Origin of the sequence: Sunxiuqinia dokdonensis (genome assembly GCF_001270965.1) — a bacterium.
Lineage (GTDB): Bacteria > Bacteroidota > Bacteroidia > Bacteroidales > Prolixibacteraceae > Sunxiuqinia > Sunxiuqinia dokdonensis.
On the sequence record NZ_LGIA01000190.1, the window covers coordinates 23,307 to 49,260 of the forward strand.

Below are 25,954 nucleotides of genomic sequence, written 5' to 3' on the forward strand. Positions count from 1 at the left end.
TAATAATTCCTGTGGAAATTTTAAGCTACATCAAAGAACTCTTGCTACTGAATGACTGCGTGATCATTCCCGGCTTCGGAGGTTTTGTGAGCAATTACAAACCGGCCAGGGTGCAGTCGGCACAGTTTACCCCACCAAGCAAGGAAATTAGTTTCAACGAAAAACTGACATTCAATGACGGCTTACTGATCAATCATCTGGTTGAAAAAGAAGGCGACAATTATCTGGCTGCCAGCAAAAAAGTGGAACTGTTGGTGCAAGAACTCAATTACCGCCTGACTGATGGTGAAACCATTGCGATTGACGGCGTTGGGCACTTGGCTTATGATAACAACGAAAACCTGACGTTCAATCCGGCGCTTCGCGAAAACCTCAACCTGGATTCGTACGGACTGACAGCTTTCAGCTACGAAACTTTGTACGCCAAAAAGCTGGTTCGTACAAAAATTACTGCCGAAGAGCGCGATGCGGTGCAGGTTTTCTTTCAGAAACGAACTTTAAAAAAAGTATTGGTTGCTATTCCGCTGTTGTTTGCACTGGCGCTGGTTCCCATTAAAAATAACACCAGCAACCTGCAAAAGTCAAACCTCAGCAGCCTGACGGAAATGATGTCGGCCAGAGAATCCGTTCAGGAAATTGAACCAATTGCTGCTGTTGTTGAGGCATCGGAAGCTATTGAAGAGCCCGTTCAGAATCATCCGTACTTTATCATTGGCGGAAGCTTCCGAAGCGAAGAAAATGCCGAAAAGTTTGTGAAGCAGAAGCAAGCCGAAGGATTCAACGCACAAAATATTGGCGTGATTAAAGGCTTGCATTATATTGCGTTGGATAGTTTTGCCAATTTCCAGCAGGCCAAAGCTGCTCAGGACAGAATAAAGGACGAAAAGCCCGAATCTGGTGTTTGGGTTTACTTTAGAAGGTAGAAATAGTTCCCAAAAATTTGATGGTTTAAATGTGTTGCCCTGAATTGGATTCAGGGTTTTCTTTTTCTGCCTAATAGAATTTGCGGAATCCCACCACTTTTTTCACTTCTTTTAATGTGGCAGCAGCTGATTCTCGGGCTTTTTCAGCTCCCATTTGCGCCACCTTGGCCAAATAAGCTTCGTCTTCCAAAATGGTCACAATGCGCTCGCGAATGGGTGCGGTAAATTTCACGATGTCTTCGGCCAGCTGCTTTTTCATATCGCCATAACGGATTTCGCATTTGTTGTAGGCTTCATCAAAATCGGCAACCACTTCGGGCTGCGACACGATTTTCATCAGCGTAAATAGATTTTGAATAGCTTCCGGCTTTTCGGAATTCATTTCCGTTGGTCCCGAATCGGTCACGGCACGCATCACTTTTTTGCGGATTTCCTTTTCTGTGTCGTACAGGTTGATGGCGTTGCCTTCCGATTTACCCATCTTGCCGCTCCCATCCAGGCCGGGAACCTTAATCAGATCAGCTCCGTCGAAGGTAAATGGTTTTGGAATGGGGAACACTTTCGATTTGTACATGCGGTTGAATCGTTTGGCAAACTTGCGCGCCATCTCCAGGTTTTGCTCCTGGTCTTTCCCTACCGGCACATAGTGCGCTTTGTGGATGATGATATCCGAAGCCATCAACACCGGATAAGTCAACAGGCCGGCATTCACGTTCTCAGGTTGTTGTCGCGCCTTGTCCTTAAACGAAGTGGTGCGCTCCAACTCTCCCAGGTAAGCATTCATGTTCAGAATGGTGTACAGCTCGCTTACTTCGGGAACATCGCTCTGAATAAAAATTGTCGATTTTTCAGGATCGATTCCACAGGCCAGGTATTCGGCCAGCACTTGTTTTACCCCCGCCTGCAAGTTTTCAGGAGTTGGGTGGGTGGTCAACGAGTGAATGTCGGCAATAAAGAAGTAGCAGTTGTAATCTTCCTGCATGCGCAGAAAATTTTGTACTGCTCCAAAGTAATTGCCTAAGTGTAGATATCCGGTTGGCCTGATGCCACTAACGACGGTTGCTTTATTCATTTTGACTTGTTCTTCGATGAAAATGAGCTGCAAAAATAGCTTGAATCCTCGAAAGACGAAAATTTATTTTCTGGGACAAAAGCACATCTCAAAAAGAGGCTTTGAAACATAATTGGCTTGCAAACTTTAATTTATTCGCTAGTTTTACGGGAAATTAACGAATTGATGTATCAAATGCCTTTATACGGAACTGAGTGGCACTGGCGTAACGTGAAAATGGAAACGCTGGAGCAGACTGTTGTTTTACGATCATAAAGGCCGTGAAATGGGGTTTGTTGCAGATGCAGCAGGCCCCATTTTAATTTAAAAGACGAATTAAAAACCAATAAATTATGGCCAGACAAAAACACATCTACCTGGACGAAGTGGACATGCCCAAGCAGTGGTACAATTTAGCTCCCGATCTTCCAACACCTTTAAACCCGCCACTTGGGCCCGACGGCAAGCCGGTGACTCCCGAAATGTTGGCGCCTGTTTTTCCGATGAACCTGATTGAGCAGGAAGTCAGCCAGGAACGCTGGATTGATATTCCTGAAGAAATTCGCGAACACCTGTTTCGCTGGCGTCCAAGTCCGCTGGTTCGGGCTTACGAACTGGAGGCCGCTTTGGGAACTCCGGCTAAAATTTACTACAAAAATGAAGGGGTTTCGCCTGCCGGAAGCCACAAACCCAATACAGCCATTCCACAGGCCTGGTACAACAAGCAGTTTGGCATCAAAAAACTGACGACTGAAACCGGTGCCGGACAGTGGGGATCAGCCTTGTCGTTTGCCTGCTCAGTCATTGGCGGCATCGAGTGCAAAGTATTTATGGTGCGCGTAAGCTTTGAACAGAAGCCTTTCCGCAAAATGCTGATGAACACCTGGGGAGGAACCTGCGTTGCTAGTCCAAGTATGGAAACCCAAGCCGGACGAGACATCCTGGCACAATATCCGGACACACCCGGATCATTGGGAATTGCCATTTCCGAAGCGGTTGAAGCTGCCGTTAGCGACCCAACCGGCAAAACCCGCTATACGCTGGGTTCAGTGTTGAACCATGTGATGTTGCACCAATCCATCATTGGGCTGGAAGCCAAAAAGCAGCTGGCCAAAGTCGGAATCGACAAACCCGATGTTGTGATTGGCTGCTGTGGCGGTGGAAGTAACTTTGCCGGAATCTCCTTCCCGTTTATGTACGACAAAATTCATGGGGCCGACATCCAGATTATTGGTGCCGAGCCTTTTTCGTGCCCTACGCTGACCAAAGCGCCATTTATTTACGACAATGGCGATGTGGCGCAAATGACACCGCTTCTGGCCATGCACAGCCTGGGTCACAACTTTGTTCCGGCGCCCATTCATGCTGGTGGTTTGCGTTATCATGGCATGGCGCCCCTGGTGAGTGCGGCCCTGCGCGACGGACTGATGGAAGCACAGGCCATTCACCAAAGCGAATGTTTCGAAGCTGGCTTACTCTTTTCAAAAACCGAAGGCATCATTCCCGCTCCGGAAACCACGCATGCCATTGCTGCTGTGATTCGCGAGGCTAAAAAGGCCAAGGAAGAAGGCAAGGAAAAAACAATCCTGTTCAACTTCAGTGGCCACGGATTGATGGATTTGGTAGGTTACGACAAATACCTGAATGGCGAACTGCACGACTACGAATACCCGGAGTCGGAGATTGCGCTGAACCTCGAAAAACTTCAGGGTTATCCGCTTCCAAAGTAAAAGAGATTAGTTTTGATCGGATGACTTGAAGCCCATCCGATCAGTAAATATTAAAGTCCTGTCGAATTTGGCAGGACTTTTTTTATGAATCAAAAAGCAAGCATTAACCCAAGATCCAATCACTGCCCATGAATTCCCCAATCCCCAATGACTAATCATCCAATGACCAACTTTTTTCTTTTAATCAAACTTTAATCAGACTGTAATTCTGCTTTAATCAGATCGAAGTAGTTTTGAATCGAACAAAAACTTCAAAAAGATGAAAGCATTAATCGTTACCGTTTTATTCGCTGGAATACTTTCTTTTTCGTTTGCCTCTGAGAAAGAGAACCAACAGGCCGAAAAAGATAAAACCGAAACCAAATCGTTTACCACGCTGCGTGGTCAGGTGGTAGACCAGAAGACCAACGAAGCGTTGGTCGGCGTAAAAGTTGTTTTGGAAGGAACCGACCAGGTTGCCTACACCGATTTTGACGGAAAATACCACTTTGAAAACATTGAAACCGGAGCCTATAATTTGACAGCTTCCTATATTTCCTACGAGCAAACTTCGGTTGAAAATGTCGGGGTAAGTCTCAAAAAGAGCCAGGTTGATTTTAGTTTAAGAACAGCAAACTAAACGCTTCCGGCTTATTCTATACTTAAGATTGATACCGCTTCTGAGAGCAGAAGCGGTTTTTTCTTGTTATCGTTTTAAAAATAGAATAAAACCTTCTAAAATGATCGGGATCGTGCGTTTCAGCAAAATTGATTTACCTTTAGGTTGACGCGGCCGTCCCACGACAAAACAATTCAATTGCATGAAGAAATTAAGTTTACTGATCGGTTTGATTTTGCTTGGCGTGTTGAGCTCGCAAGCACAGAGCATCAAAGAAGTTGATGGGGTGTACTATCGCGGTTCCACGCCTTATACCGGATTTTACACCAGCGTTTATTCCAACGGAAACACCCGGCTGGAAATGAACCTCATTGACGGTGAAAAAGACGGAGAAGTGCTGGTTTATTTTGAAAATGGTGAACTGAATGAGATCCGGAGTTACAAGAAAAATGTCATGCACGGAAGTTGGATCACCTACAATGAACGAAAGCAAAAGATCGGTTTGGCCAATTACCAGAACGGGAAAAAGCATGGCGAATGGAAAATCTGGGACGACCAGGGTAACTTGCTGTACGACATGTATTATCGCGATGGGGAAAAAACCGGCGTGTGGAAACAATATGATTCCGAAGGACAATTAATCAGCGAACGGCAATTCTGACGTTTACTGAACAAACAATAAAAAAGGAAGGAGTTTCATTGTGAAGCTCCTTCCTTTTTTTCCCGGATACGAAATTGGCACAAATCTGCTTTCTCGTTATTCGCCGGTTAATACTTTTTCGCTGAGCGACTCGGCCCAGGCCGTCAGGCTTGCTTTTTGCTCTTCGGAGAGCTTGGCTTTACGGTGTATCAAAACATACGATTGCAAGGGCATTTTACCTTTTTTGACTTCCGTTGCCATGTCGTCAAGCGCTGTGATCTTGTCAATCGGATCCCAGCTTCCCCAATCCGACAAATTGAGCTCACTTTTGCCCTCGGTAATGTGCCCGTTAATAAACCACGAAACCGGAGCCACCTGGTGATACCACAGGTAGTTGGTTTGGTTTGAATGACAGTCGAGACAGGCATTGGAAAGCAAACTCGAAATTTCTTCCGGGAGTTGTTCGCTTTTTAAGATGTGATTCGAGTCGATTTCGCCCTTGTTTTTTTCGGGTTGAAAAAACTGGATTACAACGAGCGCCAGAATAAACAGGAGGATGAGTAGTTGGAAAATCCGTCGCATGAGCCCGCGTTTATTGGTTTTGATTCATTAGCGCCACACTTTCTTTTTTCACCCAGTCGATTAAGATCTTTTTCTGTTCTTCAGTAAGTTCTTTTTCGGGGCGTCTTTCCAAAAACTTTTTTGGAGGCATTTCGTTTTCCTCAATCACCTCGCGGATTTCCTTGAATGCACCCAATTTTTTAATGTCGGAAAGTTGGTGCATGGTTTTAAAATCAAGATGTTCCCTGGCATCTTCATTACGTGAGTCGGTGTTATGGCAGCCAAAGCACGAATTGTCGACCACCGCTCTGACATCCTCAGGCATTTTCAGGGTGATTTTTTTTTCATCGGGTTTCTCATCGGCAAATGATATGGAAGAGGACAATAACAACAATAAAAACAGGCTGGTAATCAGGTTTAAATTTTTCATAAACAGTTTGATTTAAATAGCATTTGTGTTTTTCAATATTTATTGGTTCTAAGCAAAACGTTCAAAGGGTTTTAAATGTTGAATGGGGAGAATAAATAGTTGTCGGACAATAAAAATGATGAACAAAAAAGCCTGAGCAAATCGCCCAGGCTTGAATCTGTTTTTTATCTGAAGTTAGTTCTTCAACCCGCTTCGTTCGAGCAGGGCATCAACCGTGGGTTCTTGTCCGCGGAAGCGGATGTAGAGTTCCATTGGCGGCTCGCTTCCTCCTTTTTCAAGAATATGGGTACGGAAAGCATCGGCGGTTTTCCGGTCGAAAATTCCATTGGCTTTGAAAACTGAAAAGGCATCAGCATCGAGCACTTCGGCCCACTTGTAGCTGTAATAGCCGGCAGCATAACCGCCCGCAAAAATATGCGCAAAAGAGGTACTGGTCAAGCTGCCCTCCACCCGCGGAAAGAGCTCGGTGGGTGCCATGGCTTCGGCCTCAACTTTGGCAACAGGCTTTGTCAGCGGCTCGGTTATGGTGTGGTAGGCCATATCGAGCATACCCAAGCTTAGCTGGCGTTCGGAAGCGTAACCTGACTGAAAATTCTTGGCGGCAATAATTTTTTCAACCAAGTCTTCCGGAAGCTTTTCGCCGGTTTCGTAGTGCACGGCAAAGCGGTCGAGCCACTCTTTTTCGTAGGCCCAGTTTTCATGAATTTGGGAAGGCAGTTCCACAAAATCCCAGAATACGTTGGTTCCGCCTGTACTTTCGTATTGACATTGGCTCAGCATGCCATGCAGTCCGTGTCCAAACTCATGCAGAAAGGTGGTCACCTCGTCGAAAGTAAGCAGCGAAGGCTTGGTGCTGGTCGGTTTGGTAAAGTTGGTCACAATACTCACGTGCGGACGAATATCCTCTCCATTTTCCAGCCACTGTCCGCGGAAATCGGTCATCCAGGCGCCGGAGCGTTTGCCGTCGCGTGGGAAAAAGTCCATGTACAGTACGGAAATAAATTTCCCTTCGGTATCAAAAACTTCGTAGGCTTTTACGTCGGGATGATAAACCGGAATCGATTTGTTTTCTTTCAGTTCCAATCCATACAGTGTTTTGGCCAGGTCAAAAACCCCGTCAATCACTTTTTCAAGTTTGAAGTAAGGTTTCACTTCTTCTTCCTTGAATCCGTAGCGGGCATTTTTCAGTTTCTCTGAATAGTAGGCCCAATCCCAGCGTTGCAATTCGTCGTTGAAGCCTTCCGCTTTTGCAAAATCGACCACTTCGGCAAAATCTTTTTCAGCAGCAGGTCGCGAAGCCTGGTGCAGGTCTTCCAAAAAGTCCAACACCCGCTCGGGCGTTTCGGCCATGCGACGCTGAAGCGTGTAATCGGCGTGCGATTCGTATCCCAGCAATTTTGCTTTCTCCAGCTTCAGTGCCACCACTTTGGTTATGATTTCCTTGTTGTCGTATTCGTTGTCCTTGTTGCCTTTGGTAGAAAAGGCCCGGAACATTTTCTCACGCAGCTGCCGGTTGTCAGCATAAGTCATAAACGGAATGTAGCTGGGATATTGCAAGGTGAAAATCCAACCGTCCTTGTTTTTTTGCTGAGCCGTTTGTGCTGCCGCTTCTTTGGCAAAATCGGGGAGCCCGGCCAAATCGTCTTCATTGGTAATATGCAGTTCGAAAGCGTTGGTTTCGGCCAGCACGTTTTCCGAAAACTTCAGACTTAATTTCGACAGTTCGCTGGTGATTTCGCGGTAGCGGGCTTTGTCGGCCTCATTTAGATTAGCGCCACTGCGTACAAACCCGAGGTACGAATTTTCGAGCAAGGTTTTTTGTTCCGGATTCAAATTGAGGGCATCTTTCTGCTCATACACCGCTTTTACACGGGCGAACAAATCGGGGTTGAGCGAGATGTCGTTGCCAAACTCCGAAAGCATGGGCGCCACTTCCTGCGCAATTTTCTGAATCTCGTCGTTGGTTTCGGCCGAGTTCAGGTTGAAAAAGATTTTGCGAATCGTTGACAAGCGATCGCCCGATCTGGTCATGGCCACTATCGTATTTTCGAACGAAGGCGCTTGCGGATTGTCAATAATCGTCTGAACTTCTGCACGTGCTTCTTCTATGGCCGCTTTGAATGCCGGAAGAAAGTGCTCATTTTTTATCTCCCCAAACGGAGCCGTTTGATGAATGTGTTGAAAAGGTTTCAGTAAGGGATTTTCGTTGTTCTCTGCTTGTGTTGTCATCATAGTCAATAAAACTAAAAGGGTGGCCAGCACCCTGTAATGTGTTTTCATGTGGTTTTTTTTAAGTTTTCAGCAAATAAAGTTGTGCAAGATCTGTCGTCAGTTGTACCAGATTATTACAGAAAACTTAGGGAATAGTTCATGAGTGATTTTTTTTCTTCTTGCGTTTTTTCTTCTCAACCGACCAGCCAAACTTGCCGATGGGTTTACCGATTTTAAAATAGTGCCCGTGCAAATAGCAGATCGGGTCGGATTGCTTGAGGCTGAAGGCACCGGTTTCGGGATCGATGTAGCGTTCGTCGGCCAGCACATTCACCACTTCGGAGATGAACATGTCGTGCGTGCCCAGCGGCACAATGTCCTTCACCCGGCACTCAATGCTGATGGGTGCTTCGGCTACGATGGGCGCTTTGACCACGGTAGCCGGGGCAGGCGTGAGTCCCATTTCTTTCCATTTGTCGTATTTCCTGCCCGAGCGAACCCCGCACCAATCGGTGGCGCGGGCCAGCTCTTCGGTGGTCAGGTTGATCACGTATTCGCCGGTTCGCTTGATGATTTCGTAGGAATGGCGGCCGGGCCTGACCGAAATGTAACACATGGGCGGATCGCTGCACAGGGTGCCTGTCCAGGCGATGGTAATCAGGTTATGTTCGTCGGGTGTTTCGCCACAACTGACCAGCACGGCCGGCAGCGGATACACCATGGTTCCGGGTTTCCAGTTCACTTTTCCCATTGTTCCGTTTTCGTTTCGCGTTGCGGTTGACCTGACGCTTGCTGATCCGCAACAGTTTTTTATTGCTGCAAAGGTAAAAAAAGTCGGCTGGAACGGAGGTCTCTTCCGAAATGTCCGCCTGGCATAGCTTGAAATCATTTCAAAATTCATCGGAATGAAAGTTGATGGTTGATTTTCGCTTCCAATTCTGTGGAAGCACAAGTTGATAACTGGTTTTCATTTCCAATTCTGTAGAAGTGAAAGTTAGCAGCTGATTTTCATTTCCAATTCTGTGGAAATGAAAGTTGACGGCTGATTTTCGTTTCCAATTCTGTGGAAGTGAAAGCTGGCGGTTGATTTTCGCTTCCAATTTCATGGAAATAAAATGAAACAGTGTGTTCTTCTTCATTTTAAATGGATAAAACAGGCCAATGTTTTGGCTGAGCAGGGCGGAGCCGGCCCTACGGCTTTGGGCTTGCAACAAGAGAATAAACCATCGGGATCTTGTTGCCGAAGTGTTTTATCCGGAACTTTTTGGGGGCAAGTTCAACCGTGTTGTTGAAACAGTTGTAGGGCGAATAGTCAAACTCGTCAAGCGAGTTAATTTCGAGTTTGTTTTGAATCAGACTATTCACCACCTCGCTCAGGCTGTGGTTCCAGCACACAAACTCCTGGCTGATTTTGGCCTCGCGGTCGGCATAGGTGCCGGTTTCGGTTTCAACAATGGCGCCGTCGTTGAAATAGTTGTAAGCCACTTTTTCGAATTGATCGTCAAACATCCACACCACAGGATGAAATTCAACAAAAACAAAACGCCCGTTGGGTTTCAGAAAGCGGGAAATGAGCTTCGCCCAGCGGTCCAGGTCGGGCAGCCAGCCAATGGTGCCATAGCTGGTAAAAACCAGGTCGAACTGTTGGTTCAGCTGGTGGGGCAAATCGTAAATGTCGCAGCAAATGAAGGTGGCATCCACCTGGGTTTTTTCGGCCAGCAGGCGGGCTTGCTCAATGGCTTTGTCCGACAGGTCGACGCCGGTTACCTGGGCTCCCATGCGTCCCAGCGACAGGGTATCCTGCCCAAAATGACATTGCAGGTGCAGGATGCTTTTCCCCCTAACATCGCCCAAAAGTTGCAGCTCAATGGGGTTGAGCGAGCTGTTGCCAGCCAGAAAACCCGGCAGATCGTAGAAGTCGGATTGCAGGTGGCTGGAAATTTTATTGTTCCACGACTGTTTGTTGATTTCGATGTAGTTTTCCTCGAGCTTCATGTGGTTTGTGTTTTATACGAATCACCAAGATAAGGAAACTTTTTCGGTTAGCGAGCGTGTTGCGCTTACTGCAGCGTTCAGGCAACGGACCAAACTTCACCAAAAAACCGGCCTTCCGAAATCGGAAAGCCGGCTTGTAAACGGACAATCAGTAACTGGGTTACTCTTTCTCCTTCTTGTCCAAAATCTTCTCAATTTCATCCATCACCTTGTTCATCGATGCGATGGCCTTGTCGAATGGCTCGGAGCTGGTCATGTCCACACCAGCATTTTTCAGCAGTGGAATCGGGTAGTCTGATCCGCCTGCCGAAAGGAAATCCATGTAGTTTTTCAGGGCTTGCTTGTCGCCACTCATCACTTTTTCGGCCAGCGAAATGGATGCCGTAAACGAAGTGCTGTACTGATAAACATAGAAATTGTAGTAGAAATGCGGAATGAAAGCCCACTCCATATTGATGTAATCATCCACATAGCAAATATTCTGGTCGTGCCCGTAGTAGCGGTTCACAATGTCGGTGTAAATCTCAGAGAACTCATCACCGGTGAGGGGCTTGCCTTTTTCGACTTCTTCGTGAATTTTCAGTTCGAACTCGGCAAATTGTGTTTGGCGGAACAAAGTGCCTTTGAAACCATCAAGCCATTCCATGAGCAGCGACAGGCGAACATCGTCATCTTCCACCTTGTCCAGCATGTAGTTAAAGAGCAGCACTTCGTTAAAAGTGGAAGCCACTTCGGCCACAAAAGTCACGTAATCGGCTGTGGGGTAAGGCTGGGTTTTATTTGAAAAATAACTCTGCATGGTGTGCCCCAGTTCGTGCGCAAAGGTGCTCACGTCGGAGTACAGATCGTTGTAGTTCAGCAAAATAAAAGGATGACCATCGTAGAAGGCACCATTGGAATAAGCCCCGGAGCGTTTGCCGGGCGTGGGATATACATCAATCCAGCGTTCGTCAATAGCTTTTTTTACCGTGTTCACATATTCTTCGCCCAGGGGTTTCAGGGCCTCCAGAATAATTTCGGCTCCTTCATCATAGGTATACTTCAAATCAACATTTTTGACCACAGGAGCATACAGATCCAGGTATTTCAGTGTATCTACACCCATCATCCTTTTTTTGATTTTCAGGTAGCGGTGAAAGGCTGGCAGGTTTTCATTTACGTTATCGACCAGCGAGTGGTACACTTCAACCGGAATATTATTGGGATAGAGCGACGCTTCGAGCGATGACTCGTAATGGCGGGCGCGGGCGCGGAACATGTCGGCCTTGATATTGCCATACAGCATTTCGCCGTAGCTGGCACGAAAACGGGCGAAGTTGTTCCAGTAAGCGTCGAACACAATCTCGCGGTCGGCACGGTTGGATGATGCCCGGTAGCGGCTATACTCAGCGCTGCCAATTTCCAGTTTCGACCCGTCAGACAGCGTGACCTCCGGCTTGGGCATTTCAGCATTGGAGAAGGTGCCGTAAACCGACTGCGGAACCGAGGACACCATGCCCGACAGGGCCATGATGCGTTCTTCGGCCTCACTTAGCGAGTGCGCTTTGGTGCGAAACATGTTTTCCAAGCCCATGCGATACACTTCAAGCTTGGGCTCTTCCTTCATGAACTTTTCGATGGTGGACCAATCGGCTGCTAAAATCTCCGGCTCGATAAAGGCTGCCTTGGCTCCAAAGTTTGAAAACAACGACTGCAACTCTTGTTTCATGCCGTTGTACTTCATGTTGCGGGTGTCCAAATCGGAACTCATGCCGGCATACAAATAAATTTTGGAGGCTTCTTTGGCTATTCCGGTGTTAAATTCCAGCGCTTTCAGCAAATTCCCGGCCGATTGGGTCAATGTTCCCTTAAACTGTTCCACTTCATCCAGCCTGGAAGACAAATCGTCAAACGCCTGTCGCCAGGCTTCGTCCGATTCGTATAGGTCATTTAAATCCCACTTGTACTGTTCCGGGATCTCTTCCCGTGTTTTCTGACTGTAACTATTCATGGCTGCAAACATCGCCAAAATAGTCAACACGATCATGTTTGTTTTCAGATTAAATCGCTTCATATGTATAAAAGTTGTGTCGTTTCTATTGATAGGTATCTGCTTGGTGAAGATATTACAACCCGCCCGTATAAAAAAAGACCTTATTCATATTTTTTTCACGCTTGTTTTATGGCATGTCGGGTGTGAATACCTTTTATCATTTGATTGCGTATAGGTTCTTAGAGATCAATTTTGGGGCTGATTTTACCCCGATTATCAGCAAAAACAGGGATATGATGCATGAAGCACTTTTTTACAGCAAATTAGATGATCAGGAAATCAACTGCCACCTATGTCCTGCTGACTGCCAAATTGAACCAGAAGGCGCAGGCGACTGCCGAGTCCGGATCAATCGCCATGGTGTGCTGTTTTCAGAGGCTTACGGCAGGCTGGAAGCCATGAACCTCGACCCAATCGAAAAAAAACCATTGTACCATTTTTACCCCGGGGAAAAAATTTTGTCGGTAGGAACCGCCGGATGCAATTTGCACTGTTCATTTTGCCAAAATCACCCTTTGTCGCAATGCGGAGTAACTGATGACGGAAAAGACCGGCATTTTTTTGCGCCGGAAGATTTGGTTGAACTGGCCAAACAAACGGCACACAACATTGGCGTGGCTTTCACATACAACGAGCCTACGGTGAACTACGAATTCATGCTGAGCACAGCTGTTAACGCCAGGGCTGTGGGTTTGCACACCGCCATGATCAGTAATGGCTACATCAATTCTGAACCACTGAACAGCCTGCTTGGGCCGATTGAAGCTTTTAACATTGATCTGAAAGCCTTCAGCTCAAAATTTTATCGAACCTACTGCAAAGGGAAACTGGATCCGGTCCTGAAAACCATCAAACAAATTGCGGCATCCTCGTGTCATTTGGAGCTAACCAGCCTGATTATTCCCGGACTGAATGATGATTTAGCCGAATTTGAACAGCTGTGCCGGTGGATTGCCGATGAGACCGGGCGTTCAACGGTGCTTCACCTGTCCAGGTATTTCCCGGGCTACCGGTTAAAACTCGATCCAACACCAGCCGATACTTTGTTTCGGATGTACGACCTGGCTAAGAACTTTTTGCACCATGTGTATTTGGGCAACCTGTTTGCCGGAGACCATGGCGATACGTTTTGTCCGCATTGTAACGCCAAGCTGATTGAGCGCGACAGGTACCGGATTTTGCCAGTGGGGCTGGATGCCCGGGGCGCCTGCAAGCGCTGCAAAACCGCCGTTATCAAACACTATCTCCATGAATACGACCATTCGTAACTCGATCTTCACCGGAAGTTTTTATCCGGGAACCGCGTCCGATTTGAGACAGTTGGTTCAGGATGTGTACCAGATTGAAAAAGACAGCATTAAACTCAGGCTGGCCAAACACAAGCTGATTGGCGGTATTGTACCCCATGCGGGATACGCTTACTCAGGCTACGAGGCCATTCATTTTTATGATATTCTGAAACAAAGTGGTCAGCATTTCGACACCATCGTCATCATTAATCCCAATCATACGGGCTATGGAACAGGATGGTACAACACCAGCACCTACTCGTTTTGGGAGACTCCGCTGGGACAGGTCGAAGCCGACCAGCAGTTTCTCGAAGCGCTGGATATTGTGCCCAACAACAAAGCCCATTCGCTGGAGCACTCGGGCGAAGTTCAGTTGCCGTTTCTCCAGCTTTATGCCCTGGCTCCTTTTGCCGTGGTTATGATTACGATGAACCGGCAAACGGTTTCGAGCGCGGTTTCGCTGGCCGCCAAAATTCACCAGGCCGCAGTACAAACAAAAAACAGTGTGCTGGTCATTGCCTCGTCCGATTTTTCACACTACGAATCGCCACAAACAGCTTTGAACAAAGATCAGTTTGCCATTGACCAGATTTTAGCCAAAAACGTACAGAAGCTATACGATGCCGTCCAAGAGCACCAGATTTCGGCTTGCGGCTATGGCCCTATGATGGCCTTGATTGAATATGCCCGGTTGTCGGGCAACAAACCGGCCATGGAGTTGTTGCGAAAGGGAAACTCGGGCGAGGTTTTTCCGGCCAACAAAGTGGTCGATTACATCTCGTTTCTTTGTTATGAGTCTTGATTTATAATGACAAACCGTCTGACTTGTTTTTCCAATATCTTGTTATCTTTACCCACCATCATCGCATGAGTCATAAAAAATAAATACATGAAGAAAATTCTGATTCTTTTTCTTTTTGGACTTTGGCTGAACACGGTTTCGGCCCAACAAGCGTCCGACATTACCGGTATTTGGTGGAACGATGAAAAAACATCGAAAATTGAAGTGGTTGAAGAACACGGTCAGTTCGTTGGTAAAATTGTTTACATGATTCCGGAGAAGTATGAAAACGGTCAGCCGCCGAAAGACGATGAAAACCCCGATCCGGCTCTGCGCGACCGCTCGGTTGTCGGACTTCAGATTTTAAGCAGCCTGAAATACAGCCCGGATGACCAGGAATGGCAAGGCGGACGAATTTATGATCCCAAGTCGGGTAAAACCTACGATTGCTATGGCTGGTTTGAAGATGATCCAAACAAACTTTTTTTGAAAGGCTATGTCGTGGGCATCAAATGGCTGGGCAAATCGACCGAGTGGACACGCACCAGTTTGAATTGAACCCGGATTGCGCACAGGCAAATACTTGTTTCTGACAAGCAAAATTTGAATTTCGGCCGATAAAATTCTTCCGCCGGAACTTTTCAACAGGCCCCTTCGTTATTGGTCAATTTTCCTACTTTTGTGGGTATGATCGACCAGGCAACAATTGACCGAATAATGGATGCAGCCGAGATTTCAGACGTCGTCTCGGAATTTGTTACCCTCAAGCGAAGAGGGGTCAACCAGCTTGGCTTATGCCCGTTTCACAACGAAAAAACACCTTCATTCACGGTGTCGCCAGCCAAAGGCATTTTCAAATGTTTTGGCTGCGGAAAAGGGGGCAATGCCGTCAACTTCATCATGGAACACGAAGCCCTTTCGTATCCTGAAGCACTGAAGTGGCTGGCAAAAAAATACCACATCGATGTTCAGGAAGAAGAGGAAACAGAGCAGCAAAAGCAGCTAAAAGATGATCGCGAAAGCATGATGATCGTGTCGGCTTTCGCTCAAAAATACTTCACCCGCTACGTGTGGGAAGAAAACGAAGGCCGTACCATTGGCCTGAGCTACCTGCGCGAACGGGGATTACAGGATCACATCATCAAAAAATTTGAGCTGGGCTACTGCCCCGACGGAAAAGACATTTTTACCCAGGCGGCGCAAAAGCAGGGTTACAAAATGGAATATCTGGAAAAAACCGGACTCACCATCAAACGCGACGATTGGGTGCGCGACCGTTTTGCCGGGCGGGTCATGTTTCCCATTCACAACGTGGCCGGGCGGGTGGCTGCTTTTGGCGGGCGAACCCTGAAAAGCGACAAGAACATCGCCAAGTATCTCAACTCTCCCGAATCGGAAATTTATCACAAAAGCCGGGTACTGTATGGTATTTTTCAGGCCAAACGCGAAATTACCAAACAGGACAAATGCTATTTGGTTGAAGGCTACACCGATGTGCTGGCTTTTCACCAGGCGGGCATCGAAAATGTCGTGGCTTCGTCGGGAACGGCCTTAACGCCCGATCAAATCCGGCTGATTAAACGCTTTTCGCCCAACATCACCATCATTTACGACGGCGACGACGCTGGAATTAAAGCCTCGCTTCGCGGGATTGACCTGGTACTGGAAGAAGGCATGAACGTGAAAGTTTTGCTTCTTCCGAAAGGCGAAGATCCTGATTCTTTTTCGCGCTCCATGAGCTCCACCCAACTGCAGGAATACATTGAGGAAAACCAAACGGATTTTATCCGTTTCAAAACCAAACTATTGCTTGCAAACACGGAGAACGATCCGGTAAGCAAAGCACGACTGATCAGCAATATTGTCCGCTCCATTTCGGTGGTGCCCGATGCCATCACCCGTTCGTTGTACATTAAGGAGTGTAGCAATCTGATGGATGTTGGTGAAGACATTCTGTACACCGAGATTCGCAAGATGATGCGGCAGGAGTCGGAAGACAGCCGCCGGAAAGAATACCGCGAGCAAGCCGCACAGCAACGCCAGCCCGTTGTTCCGCAGGAAAATAAAGTGATGAAAAACCTTTGCGAAATTGAAGAACGCGAAATTTTGCGGGTGATGCTGAAATATTTTCATGAGGAAGTGTTTGAGGAAGAAGGCGAAAATCGGGGGGAAACGATTTCGATCTCGGTGGGCCGTTTTGTTTTGGAAGAAATTGAAAATGACGGCTTGTATTCAGACAATGAGCTGATCAACCAAATTCTGGATCTTTTTCGACAAAATCTGGAGAATGCCGACTTCCGGCCCACTCAATTTTTCATCAACCATTCCGACCAGAAAATCAGCCAGCTGTCCAGCGACCTGCTGTCGGAAAAATACGTGGAAAGCAAGCGATGGAAACGCGGCGGTGCCTTTGTGGAAGCCGAAAGCGAAATTCTGGATTTGATTGTTCCCAAGATTGTGCAGGAATACAAACTCCGAAAGGTGAAAAACATGCTTGCCGACCTGGAAAAAGGCATTCAGCTGGCCGCCTCAGACTTGGAAAAAGTGATGGGCATTCAAAACCAATACCTCAAACTAAAAACTGTTGAAAAACACCTATCGGAACAACTTGGTAACCGGACAGTTACCCGTTAAAAAAAACACCCATTATGAGAACCCTGTTTATTGAAGACCGAAAGGAGATTGATGAAGTGATTAGAGCTTGTAAAACCTGCTACGTAGCCATGTCGGATGGCGATGTGCCCTACGTGCTGCCGATGAACTTTGCACTGGATGGCGACACGGTGGTTTTACATTCAGCCCAGTCGGGGCGCATGTGGGAAACCATTCGAAAAAACCCGAAAGTGTGTATCAACTGGACCCTGGGCGAAGAACTGGCCTGGCAGGATGTGCGCGTAGGCTGCAGCTACCGGGTGAAATCAAAATCGGTTTTGGTTGAAGGTGAAGTGGAGGTAATTGATGACTACGACGAAAAGTACCGCATGCTAACAGAAACCATGGCCCAATACAGCGATCGCGAATTTAAATTCAGTAAGCCTGCTGTGGTCAACGTGGGCATCATGAAAGTGCACATCAAAAAAATCACCGGTAAAGTATTTGGTGCAAAAGCAGTTACTCCCTGGAATTCCTAAGTCTTTCATTCGATAATAAAGTTATCTTTCAATCGGTTAGGATGAGGTTTATTGGCGTCAAAAAATTGCATTTCTTCGCAGAGCTGAAGAAAAAAAACAAAGCGCTCGTGAGGACTGCGGTCAAGGGCCTCCCTACTCCGTCTTTGGTTTGAATCTTCCTTGGTCTCAAAGAATATGGTGTTGTTATCCTTCATGTTTTAATAATATAAAATAAAAGCCATTCCACAAGATCATGGATTTTCAGAGTTTTTTTAATTTCTATCTTTAAATCAAAATTGAGCTATGATTTTTGTAACCGGAGGGACGGGATTGGTTGGTTCGCACGTGTTGTTCGACTTGCTAAATTCAGGAAAAAAAGTACGCGTACTGAAACGCGCCACCAGCAATTTGAAATGGGTGAATAAGGTCTTTTCATACTACACCGACCAACCCAACGAACTTTTCGACCAAATTGAATGGGTGGAAGGCGACATTTTGGACTACCACAGTATGGAAGAATTGCTGGCCGGAGCCAACGAAGTTTACCATTGTGCCGCCATTGTTTCGTTTCATGCCAACGACCGCGACAGCATGCTCAACAACAATGTGAAAGGAACAGCCAATCTGATTAACGCCGCCATTCACCACAAGGTGAAGAAATTTTGCCATGTGAGTTCCATCGCGGCCCTGGGAAAAACGCAGGACGGCAGCGAAATCAATGAAGACACCTACTGGACGCCTTCGAAGCAAAAATCGGGCTATAGTTTGAGTAAGTTTTTTTCTGAAATGGAAGTGTGGCGCGGCATTGAAGAAGGCCTGGATGCTGTAATTGTCAACCCATCCATTGTTCTGGGTCCCGGTAACTGGGACATTGGCAGCCCCAAACTTTTTCAAGCCATTGGCAAAGGATTAAAGTATTATACCAAGGGAGAAACGGGCTTTGTTGATGTGCGCGATGTGTCGAACGCAATGATTCTGCTGATGGATGATCAGAACTTTGGACAAAACAAAAACCAGCGTTTTATCCTGAATGCGGGGAATATGAGCTACCAGGACTTTTTCAACAAGATTGCCGATGCGTTGCAGAAACCCCGGCCGCGCACATTTGCTTCGGACATGGTGCTGCAAATGGCTTGGAGAGCCGCACGTTTAGCCAGTTTCTTTTCAGGCAAACGCCCTCAAATTACCAAGGAAGCTGTTTCGGGTTCGAACCGCATTAACCGCTACAACGGGCAAAAAATTCAGAAAGCCATCGATTTTAAGTACCGAAACCTGGATGAAACGATCACTGATATTGCAGGTTTATTTCAGAAAGATCTCAGCTGAAACGATAAAAAAACGGAAACCCTTTAGGAGCTTCCGTTTTGTATTCATTCGTGTTTTGAAGTTTATTTTTCAACTTCTTTCCAAACCAAGGCACTCGCGCCAACAATGGCTGCATCACCCGGTTTCAGTTTTGAAGGCAAAATTTTGATTTTATCTTTAAAGATTGGCAACAAGTGATTTTCCAAACTTTCTCTCGTTGGCTTAAAAATATAATCACCGGCAGCGGTCGGTCCGCCAAACAGGAAGATGGCTTCCGGGCTCAGGTGGTGAACCGTATCGGCCAATCCTTGCCCCAGCCATTTGCCGGTTAACTCAAATACTTCGAGAGCGACTTTATCACCTTTTTCAGCGGCATCAAAAATCATTTTCGAATCCAGTTCCTTGAATGATTTATCAGCCAGCAAGCTGTCGGCAGCATTGTCGCGTGCCATGATTTCAAACGCTGTCCGCTTCATTCCCGGAGCCGAACAGTAGGCTTCGAGGTGTCCTTTCGATGTGCAGCCGCACAAACGTCCACCAGGAATCAGGGTCGTGTGACCACATTCTCCTGCAAAACCATCGTGTCCGTAAACCAGGTCGCCATTGACAACAATGCCGCTTCCAACTCCGGTTCCTAGGGTGTACATCACAAAATTTTTCATTCCTTTGGCACCACCGTAAATCATTTCGCCAATGGCTGCCGCGTTGGCATCGTTGGTTAAAGCCAGCGCCGGCAATTCAGGAAAGCTTTTCCGCAACAGTTCCACAAAATGCACCACGCCTTTGAATGACAGGTTTGGCGCATATTCGATGGTTCCGCTGTAGTAATTTCCGTTTGGCGCTCCAATTCCGATTCCCAGAATTTCAACGTCGCTATTAACCAGTTTTACTGACTTAATCAACTCTTTGATGGCAACGGTTAACTCGTTAATGTATCTGTCAATGTCGCCGTGTGATGGGGTTGAAATGGAGTCTTTTACCATCACATTGCCTTCGCTGTCTACTACACCGATGGCTGTGTTTGTACCGCCCACATCAACGCCTATTGCTACTTTTTTCATAGTCATTATTTTTTCTTAAAGTTCAGGAAATTTATTCAACAGGGATTTCTTTATTCACGTTTTTACTACCAATAACAGCATAAAAGAAGAGGTATCCAAAACAAGCGACAACCAACCAGTAACTCATTTCATAGTTAAGCACATCGGCCAGCCATCCCTGAATGGCAGGAAGGATTCCACCACCACACACAAGTACCATAAAGATTCCGGAAGCCGCAGCCAAGTATTTACCAAGCCCTTCAACAGCCAGGTTGAAAATAGCTCCCCACATAATGGAGGTGCAAAGTCCGACCAATGCAAGGAACATGAATTTAATCGGCACCGGAACAAGGCCAAAGCTTAAGCCGGCGGTTCCGGATTGGAAAGCAGGCATAGATACCAGCGTAGTCTCTGGCCAAAAAATGGCCAATGCCACCAAAAACATGCCGGCAAAAGAGGTAAAACCAAGCATTTTTCTGCTGGAAACAGTACTTCCGATCGCAGCGCCTGTTAACCGGCCAACCAACATGAGCAGCCAGTAAAAACCAACAACCCCTCCTGCAATTCCGGCTGCAATACCAAGCCCGGGAGTATCTCTGCCTTCTGTAATTCGTTTCGAACTGTCATAAGCCATTTCGCTGACCACTTTCATGCGATAGCCATCAACACTGGCGTTTTGCAGGTCAAGCGCGGTAAGTTCTTCCAGGTAGGAAGCGTCGGCTTGTTGCTTTTCAAATTCAGCAATAATGGTCTCAGCCTGGCTTGCCGTTGGCGTGGTCATGTATAAGTTTGCAATCCCCGGTGTTCCAACTTCAACACCAACATACACGAAGATACCAATGGCTCCAAAAACAAAATGACGGAACTTCAGTGCTCCCGACATTAAGCCGCCCAGTGGTTCTTGCGGTTGGTCAGCGTGTGGTTCAGGAATTCGAGCCATCCGAAGAATGAAGAACACAAGGGCAAAAACGCCCATGGCAATGTACATGATCGGAAAGATGTCGGTAATGCTGGCTTTGGTGGCTTCACCAATCAGGATGCCGACAAATACCGGCGTGAATGTGGCCATCACTGAGTTGAATGAACCACCTACCTGAATCAACTGGTTCCCTTTGTTACCTTCGCCACCGAGTGTGTTCAGCATGGGGTTTACCACAATATTCAACAAACACATGGAAAAACCTGCGATAAAGGCTCCCAACAAATACACCGCAAAACTTTCAGCATGTCCTGACAGGTATTGAATTCCAACACCCACAAAACCAACGGCGACCGCAATAAGCGCTGTCTTTTTGTATCCCACTTTTTGAAGCAAAATACCTCCCGGAATACCCATCACCGCATAGGCAATAAAGTTTGCCAGGTTTCCCAGCATGCCTAAGCTGTTGGAAACATTGAATTGATTTTTTAATACAATACCCATTGGTGCGGCCAGGTTGGTCACAAACGAAATCATCCCGAAAAGCAGGATCATCATCAAAATGGGCAATAAAAGATTCTGTTTACTTTGTTGCATAATAAATTTATTAAGAATGGTTGGTTTAGATTTATTTATTACATGATCTTATTTATTTCGACTTCAAATCATCGCTTATTTTCAGGTATCGCATCGCAGAAAAGCGCCAATTCAAAATCCGAAGTAGCAAATTTAAAAATTAAAATGGTTTTTCAGGATTTCCCATGTCAGATTCCAATAATTTAGACTGAATCATGTTTAGTCCGGCTGCTTCCCATCATTGGATCCTGATAAGTTTTCGACCCGAAGGTGACTCTGAAGATCTTCATCTACGCCTGCGGGGTTGGTGCTGTCCTGGTAGGGCGAAGTAATCCGGCGTCCGCCATATTCAAAGCGCTCGGTCATGATATTCAGAATCTCATTGGCCGTCGATTCAACAGGTTTATTGGAGACGTGAACCACCGTAAATCCGCCTTTTCTGAAAATAAAAGAAGCATTTCGGATTTCGCGTTTCACTTTTTGCTCATCGGTATAGTTGGAGCTGTCGTGTCGGGGCAGGCTTTTGAGCCGTTTTATGCGGTGGGCAATCAAATGCTGGATGCCGATATGCAAACCAAATACGCGTTGCGGATCAATTTCGAACAGCTCCTGCGGCGGTTTTATGCCGTCGACCAGCGGAACGTTGGCCACTTTCCAGCCATACATGGCCAGGTAAACACTGAGCGGCGTTTTGCCCGAGCGCGACACTCCGCACAAAACAATCTCGGCTTTGTGTAAACGCTCGGGGCTCATGCCATCGTCATGATTCAGGGTAAACTCAATGGCTTCAATCCGGTCGAAATATCGTTGGTTGATTTCGCGAAAAAGGCCCGGCGATTTCAGCGAGGCAATGCCCAGCTCCTGGTCCAGGTAATCAGCCAGCTTGCCCATAAAGTCAATCTGTTTTACCTTGTGTTTTTTCGCCAGGCCGATCAGGGCTTTCCGCAAGTCGGAATTAACCATGGTGTGGGTAATCAGTCCATCTTCCTTTTTGGCCCGAAGAACCACCTCTTCCAGCTTTTTCTCGTCCGACACATCTGGGACAATGGTCACCGGCACGTTGTTATTTGGGTACTGAATAAGCACGGACTGAACCATGTTGTTTCCCGCCAGCCCTTTTCCTCCGGATACGACGTAAATGGGTTTCCCTTTTTCTTTTTTTCCTGAATTTGGCATCGCTGTCGTGTTTGTTTGCTGTTAAAAATAGAACAAAGCTTCGCGCAAAAATGATTCGTCACTGCTGCAACCACAGCCACTGAAGCTGCACTGGCGTGTTTCGACCGGCCTCGAGCTGCATGGAGATTTCGTACTCGCCGGCCTCCGAAAAGTGGATTGTGCCCAGCCGGTGTGAGACAAAATTTGGTATGTGCCAGTTGCTGTTGGGCTCGCCAACAGTTAAGCCGGTTGGAGCAATCGGCTGTCGAACGGTTTTGTTGGCCGCAGTGACCTGAATTTGGCCGGCCGATTTTTCTCCCTGAAAGCTGTAGGAAGCGTCGACTTTGTAAACGCCCGGCTCATCGATAAACAGTTTCCAACTGGCCTGGTACGACTTGGGGACCACCACATGGGCCGGAACCGTTCCGTGCTGTTGGGCTGCGATCAGTTCACGATCTCCGCTTTCTGAAATCAAATTGTCAGGATTCAGTGCGTAACCGCCATCAGCCGTTTTAGCAACCAAGCCCTCGCTGATTGCCGGTTTTGCTGCATACTCCAGCACCACCACCGAAATCAGTGGGTCAGGCTGCTCTGCCGGCAAGCCGATTTCAGTAAACACATCCTGATGCTTTACCGTCAGCGGACTTTGCAGCTTATCGCTCAACACATAAGCCCGGGCGGGCGGAGCGCTAATTCCCGTTACCGGAAGCTTCCGGTTAAACGGCCAGTTGTAAACATGCAGGTAAATTTTGTAGCCCTCGCCGGTTTGTTTGCAGGTCATTTTACCCCAGTCGTGCTGGTTTTCGGGCAGGTCGAATGCTTCGGCATTGTAGATCGCTTCGCCGTTGACTTTGAGCCACTGCCCCATTTCAAGCATGCGCTGCGAGATTTCGTAAGGCACCTGCCCATCGGCCCGCGGACCAATATTCAGCATGTAATTTCCATTCAAACTCACATTACCGATGAGCGCTCGCAGTAAACCGGAAGTTGATTTCCATTCGGTATCGAGCTGATGAAAACCCCAGGAGTGGGCCACGGTTCCGGGCGATTGCCAGGGGTAGTCGAGTTTGGTGGTGCCCAGCTGGTTATCGCCCAAGGTGCGGAAATCGATGTCGCTGTCTTCTTCCATCGAAAGGCCCAGGCGCGAGTTCACCAGGCAGTCGGGTTGCAGTTCCCGGATCAGGCTTTTGAGCTGCAGCAGCTGGGCTTTGCTGACAATCGATTCGGAATGATTGATCCACATGTCGAACCAAATCATCCCGATGGGCCCGTAGTTGGTAAGCAGCTCACGCATTTGCGGCATCACTTTCTCCTGCCAGTACTGGTCGTATTGCGCTGCGGAAATGGGGTAAATCTCTTTGGAATGATCCCAGCCGTACGGATGTTCCCAATCGACCCAGTGCGAGTAGTAGAGGCCCAGCTTGAGCCCGTGTTTTTGGCAAGCCTCGGCCAGTTCCTTTACAATATCGCGCCGCGGCTGGGTGTGGTCCGCTACATCGTAGTCCGACACCTGGCTGTCCCACAGCGCAAATCCGTCGTGGTGCTTGGCCGTGAGGGTGACGTATTTCATGCCCGATTGTTTGGCCAGCAGCACCCATTCTTCAGGGTCAATCGCGTCCCAGTCGAATCGGTCGAGCAGGCTCAGGTATTCGGTTTTGTCGATGCTGTTGCGGTAGAAAATCCACTCGCCGTAGTTGTTGTCGTGCCGCAGTTTTTCGCCTTTCCAAACCCCTTCGGCACCACTGTAAATTCCCCAATGGATAAACATGCCAAAGCGGGCATCGACAAACCACCGGGCACGTGGGTTGGTTTGCGACTGGCCAAAAAGCTGGGTGGCCATCAATAGGGAAAACAACAGCGAAAGCAGGCTTCGCCGGATAGCGTGTGATGGTTTGGATGGGTTCATTTTTTCGATTTAATTGTTGGGACAATCCGTACCACCAACAAATGTATAAAATGTTACCGACTCCCCATCTTAGCGACGAACGACTTGCTTATTATTCGAAAATGCCGGGCGGTTTGGAAGGCCATTTGCCGTAGTTATTTTCAACCAGGCTTTCCTATTCTTCTTCCGATTGATCCTCAAACGAATGAACCTCACATGCGTATTCCAGGTTGGTAAACTCGTCTTTGGTGAGCCATTTTTCGGAAGTCGTCAACGCATAGTCGTGGTCGCCAAGCGATTGCAAGTCCCACACAATTCCTTCAGCCTCAGGAAAAGGCTCCTTCCCTTCCAGTTGGTCACCCAGCAAGCGTTTAATCAAATTGTTTTCAGAAAGGCCATGGCTTACAGCTTTCAAGGCGGTTTCCTTATTGATTTCAGCCCCATTGTTCGGTTCTCCTTTCATTTCGAACTGGACGATGTTGACCTTGGTGAGCGGAAATTTTCCGTTGTAGGCTTTATAAAGCAGCTGGTTGATGTTGAACAACTCCTGATGAATGTAGATGTCGGAATAGTTTTCGGCGACTTTTTCACGCAGCATTTCGTGCGAAATATTATCAATCTGTCCGTCGGCCAAAACATCCGAAAGCCTGTATTCGAGCAGGATGGCAGCCGCCTCGTTCGGCTCAAAGTCAGAAATGGCCAGAAACAGGTATTCCTGCAGTTCGGCCGGTTTCAACTGTTCCGCATCCGGGTACTCGAATCGTTCCAACAGCGCTTTAAAGTCGTCGTTATTCCACGCTCCTTCCAGCTCATCGGCGTTTTTTACATCTTTTATCTTCACTAAATACTTCATGCAACTTGTCTTTGGTTTCTATTATACCAACCATTGGGCAAGCGCATTGTTTTCGTTGATTTGGAAGCTGGCGAATAAGCGCATCGAATCATGAATTGTTAAGCGAAAACGTTCGGAATTGAACGTGCTGTTGCCTGTACCGTATCACCCGATCATCATCAAAATCAGGAATCAAACTTCCATCACGATGTCGCCAAATTTTCATCGGGGAGAAAATAAAATTGCATCGGGAAGAAAAATTATTTCCATCGGGGAGAAAATTTATTTGCATCAGGAAGGAAATATATTTTTATCGGGATAGAAATAAATCGGAATCGATATTTGTCAATCATTAAGTTATCAACAGGTATTGACTTATTCGAACCAATGTCATAAATTGTCTCTTGTTATCATATTACCAAATTTCATTTAATTTTTAAATATGTTGAAATACAAATTAGTTGAGCGCGGCAAGCCAGGCGACCCAGACGCTCCGAAAAAACTTTATGCATCGCCAGTGAAAACTGGCACAAAAACAATTAGTTCATTAAGTGGCGATATCGCCGATATTTCTTCGCTAAGCCGGGGCGATATTAATAGTGTTATCACCAACCTGGTTGAGCGGATCCCGAAAGATTTGCTCGAGGGCAATTCCGTCAGTTTGGGCGAACTCGGCACCTTGCGCATAAGCTTTAGCAGTGAAGGTGTAGCAGATGAAGCAGACTTTCATACTTCAAAAATTAAGGGGCTCAAAGTCATTTTCACGCCCGGCAAACTGATCAAGGAAGAATTAAAACGAGCAAAATTCAACAAGTAAACAGGAAACAGGTACGATTTGACGAAAGGTGCAGGCTTACGGCCTGCATTTTTTTTGGCCGTTCCGGTGCGAAT

23 protein-coding genes are annotated in these 25,954 nt (G+C 47.0%); 11 read left to right on the forward strand and 12 right to left on the reverse strand.

Annotation, left to right across the window (positions count from 1 at the left end; genetic code table 11):
* The first annotated feature begins 11 nt into the window (after window positions 1-11).
* The gene (locus NC99_RS17455) at window positions 12-923 is read left to right on the forward strand and encodes an HU domain-containing protein (protein ID WP_053186740.1); all 912 of its coding nucleotides are present in this window, start codon (window positions 12-14) and stop codon (window positions 921-923) included.
* A 70-nt stretch (window positions 924-993) separates the two neighbouring features.
* On the opposite strand, the gene trpS is transcribed toward NC99_RS17455, so the two are convergent.
* Window positions 994-1,995 carry a tryptophan--tRNA ligase gene (trpS, locus tag NC99_RS17460; protein ID WP_053186877.1) on the reverse strand — a complete coding sequence of 334 codons (1,002 nt, stop codon included), beginning with the start codon at window positions 1,993-1,995 and terminating at the stop codon, window positions 994-996.
* 332 nt (window positions 1,996-2,327) lie between these two features.
* Here trpS and NC99_RS17465 point away from each other — a divergent pair, with 332 nt between their 5' ends.
* The 3 genes from NC99_RS17465 (at window position 2,328) to NC99_RS17475 (ending at window position 4,963) form a co-directional block, all read left to right on the forward strand.
* Window positions 2,328-3,704, forward strand: coding sequence for a TrpB-like pyridoxal phosphate-dependent enzyme (locus tag NC99_RS17465; protein ID WP_053186743.1), 1,377 nt, complete (start codon window positions 2,328-2,330; stop codon window positions 3,702-3,704).
* Between the two features lie 259 nt (window positions 3,705-3,963).
* Window positions 3,964-4,323, forward strand: a complete 360-nt coding sequence (locus tag NC99_RS17470; protein WP_053186747.1) for a carboxypeptidase-like regulatory domain-containing protein — start codon at window positions 3,964-3,966, stop codon at window positions 4,321-4,323.
* A 181-nt stretch (window positions 4,324-4,504) separates the two neighbouring features.
* Entirely contained in the window at window positions 4,505-4,963 is a 459-nt protein-coding gene (locus tag NC99_RS17475) for a toxin-antitoxin system YwqK family antitoxin (RefSeq protein WP_053186751.1), read from the forward strand.
* Between the two features lie 96 nt (window positions 4,964-5,059).
* Here the strand turns inward: NC99_RS17475 and NC99_RS17480 are convergent, their stop codons facing one another.
* The 6 genes from NC99_RS17480 to pepF all read right to left on the reverse strand — a co-directional run bounded on the left by NC99_RS17480 (window position 5,060) and on the right by pepF (window position 12,192).
* Window positions 5,060-5,524 (reverse strand): heme-binding domain-containing protein, encoded by a 465-nt coding sequence (locus NC99_RS17480; protein ID WP_053186754.1) that lies wholly within the window; start codon window positions 5,522-5,524, stop codon window positions 5,060-5,062.
* A 10-nt stretch (window positions 5,525-5,534) separates the two neighbouring features.
* Window positions 5,535-5,933 (reverse strand): heme-binding domain-containing protein, encoded by a 399-nt coding sequence (locus tag NC99_RS17485; protein ID WP_053186756.1) that lies wholly within the window; start codon window positions 5,931-5,933, stop codon window positions 5,535-5,537.
* Between the two features lie 174 nt (window positions 5,934-6,107).
* Window positions 6,108-8,213, reverse strand: a complete 2,106-nt coding sequence (locus NC99_RS17490) for a M3 family metallopeptidase (RefSeq protein ID WP_082326554.1) — start codon at window positions 8,211-8,213, stop codon at window positions 6,108-6,110.
* Between the two features lie 88 nt (window positions 8,214-8,301).
* Window positions 8,302-8,895 carry a flavin reductase family protein gene (locus tag NC99_RS17495; RefSeq protein WP_053186883.1) on the reverse strand — a complete coding sequence of 198 codons (594 nt, stop codon included), beginning with the start codon at window positions 8,893-8,895 and terminating at the stop codon, window positions 8,302-8,304.
* A gap of 440 nt (window positions 8,896-9,335) precedes the next feature.
* Window positions 9,336-10,139 (reverse strand): class I SAM-dependent methyltransferase, encoded by an 804-nt coding sequence (locus NC99_RS17505; protein WP_053186761.1) that lies wholly within the window; start codon window positions 10,137-10,139, stop codon window positions 9,336-9,338.
* A 160-nt stretch (window positions 10,140-10,299) separates the two neighbouring features.
* Window positions 10,300-12,192, reverse strand: a complete 1,893-nt coding sequence (pepF, locus tag NC99_RS17510) for an oligoendopeptidase F (RefSeq protein WP_053186764.1) — start codon at window positions 12,190-12,192, stop codon at window positions 10,300-10,302.
* Window positions 12,193-12,404: 212 nt separating this feature from the next.
* On the opposite strand from pepF, the gene amrS reads away from it, so the two are divergent.
* The 6 genes from amrS (at window position 12,405) to NC99_RS17545 (ending at window position 18,677) form a co-directional block, all read left to right on the forward strand.
* Window positions 12,405-13,439, forward strand: a complete 1,035-nt coding sequence (amrS, locus tag NC99_RS17515; protein ID WP_162231249.1) for an AmmeMemoRadiSam system radical SAM enzyme — start codon at window positions 12,405-12,407, stop codon at window positions 13,437-13,439.
* Complete coding sequence (gene amrB / locus NC99_RS17520) at window positions 13,420-14,262, forward strand: AmmeMemoRadiSam system protein B (RefSeq protein WP_053186768.1); 843 nt, start codon at window positions 13,420-13,422, stop codon at window positions 14,260-14,262. Before amrS ends, amrB begins: the two co-directional genes overlap by 20 nt.
* Window positions 14,263-14,349: 87 nt before the next feature.
* The gene (locus tag NC99_RS17525) at window positions 14,350-14,799 is read left to right on the forward strand and encodes a DUF2147 domain-containing protein (protein ID WP_053186771.1); all 450 of its coding nucleotides are present in this window, start codon (window positions 14,350-14,352) and stop codon (window positions 14,797-14,799) included.
* A 129-nt stretch (window positions 14,800-14,928) separates the two neighbouring features.
* Window positions 14,929-16,875 carry a DNA primase gene (gene dnaG / locus NC99_RS17530; protein WP_053186774.1) on the forward strand — a complete coding sequence of 649 codons (1,947 nt, stop codon included), beginning with the start codon at window positions 14,929-14,931 and terminating at the stop codon, window positions 16,873-16,875.
* A gap of 14 nt (window positions 16,876-16,889) precedes the next feature.
* Window positions 16,890-17,372, forward strand: a complete 483-nt coding sequence (locus NC99_RS17535; RefSeq protein ID WP_053186777.1) for a pyridoxamine 5'-phosphate oxidase family protein — start codon at window positions 16,890-16,892, stop codon at window positions 17,370-17,372.
* A gap of 282 nt (window positions 17,373-17,654) precedes the next feature.
* Window positions 17,655-18,677: an NAD-dependent epimerase/dehydratase family protein gene (locus tag NC99_RS17545; protein ID WP_053186783.1), complete on the forward strand. Its 1,023-nt coding sequence runs from the start codon at window positions 17,655-17,657 to the stop codon at window positions 18,675-18,677.
* Between the two features lie 62 nt (window positions 18,678-18,739).
* On the opposite strand, the gene NC99_RS17550 is transcribed toward NC99_RS17545, so the two are convergent.
* The 5 genes from NC99_RS17550 to NC99_RS17570 form a co-directional block, all read right to left on the reverse strand.
* Entirely contained in the window at window positions 18,740-19,717 is a 978-nt protein-coding gene (locus tag NC99_RS17550) for an ROK family protein (protein ID WP_053186787.1), read from the reverse strand.
* Between the two features lie 31 nt (window positions 19,718-19,748).
* Window positions 19,749-21,212, reverse strand: a complete 1,464-nt coding sequence (locus tag NC99_RS22390; RefSeq protein ID WP_053186790.1) for an MFS transporter — start codon at window positions 21,210-21,212, stop codon at window positions 19,749-19,751.
* Between the two features lie 198 nt (window positions 21,213-21,410).
* Entirely contained in the window at window positions 21,411-22,367 is a 957-nt protein-coding gene (locus tag NC99_RS17560; protein ID WP_053186793.1) for a pyruvate, water dikinase regulatory protein, read from the reverse strand.
* Window positions 22,368-22,425: 58 nt separating this feature from the next.
* A complete protein-coding gene (locus NC99_RS17565) occupies window positions 22,426-24,252 on the reverse strand; it encodes an alpha-L-fucosidase (protein ID WP_053186796.1) in 1,827 nt (608 codons plus the stop codon).
* A gap of 154 nt (window positions 24,253-24,406) precedes the next feature.
* A complete protein-coding gene (locus NC99_RS17570; RefSeq protein ID WP_053186799.1) occupies window positions 24,407-25,084 on the reverse strand; it encodes a hypothetical protein in 678 nt (225 codons plus the stop codon).
* A gap of 421 nt (window positions 25,085-25,505) precedes the next feature.
* Between NC99_RS17570 and NC99_RS17580 the strand changes: the two genes are divergently transcribed.
* Window positions 25,506-25,880 carry an HU family DNA-binding protein gene (locus NC99_RS17580; RefSeq protein WP_204375044.1) on the forward strand — a complete coding sequence of 125 codons (375 nt, stop codon included), beginning with the start codon at window positions 25,506-25,508 and terminating at the stop codon, window positions 25,878-25,880.
* The last annotated feature ends 74 nt before the right edge of the window (window positions 25,881-25,954 follow it).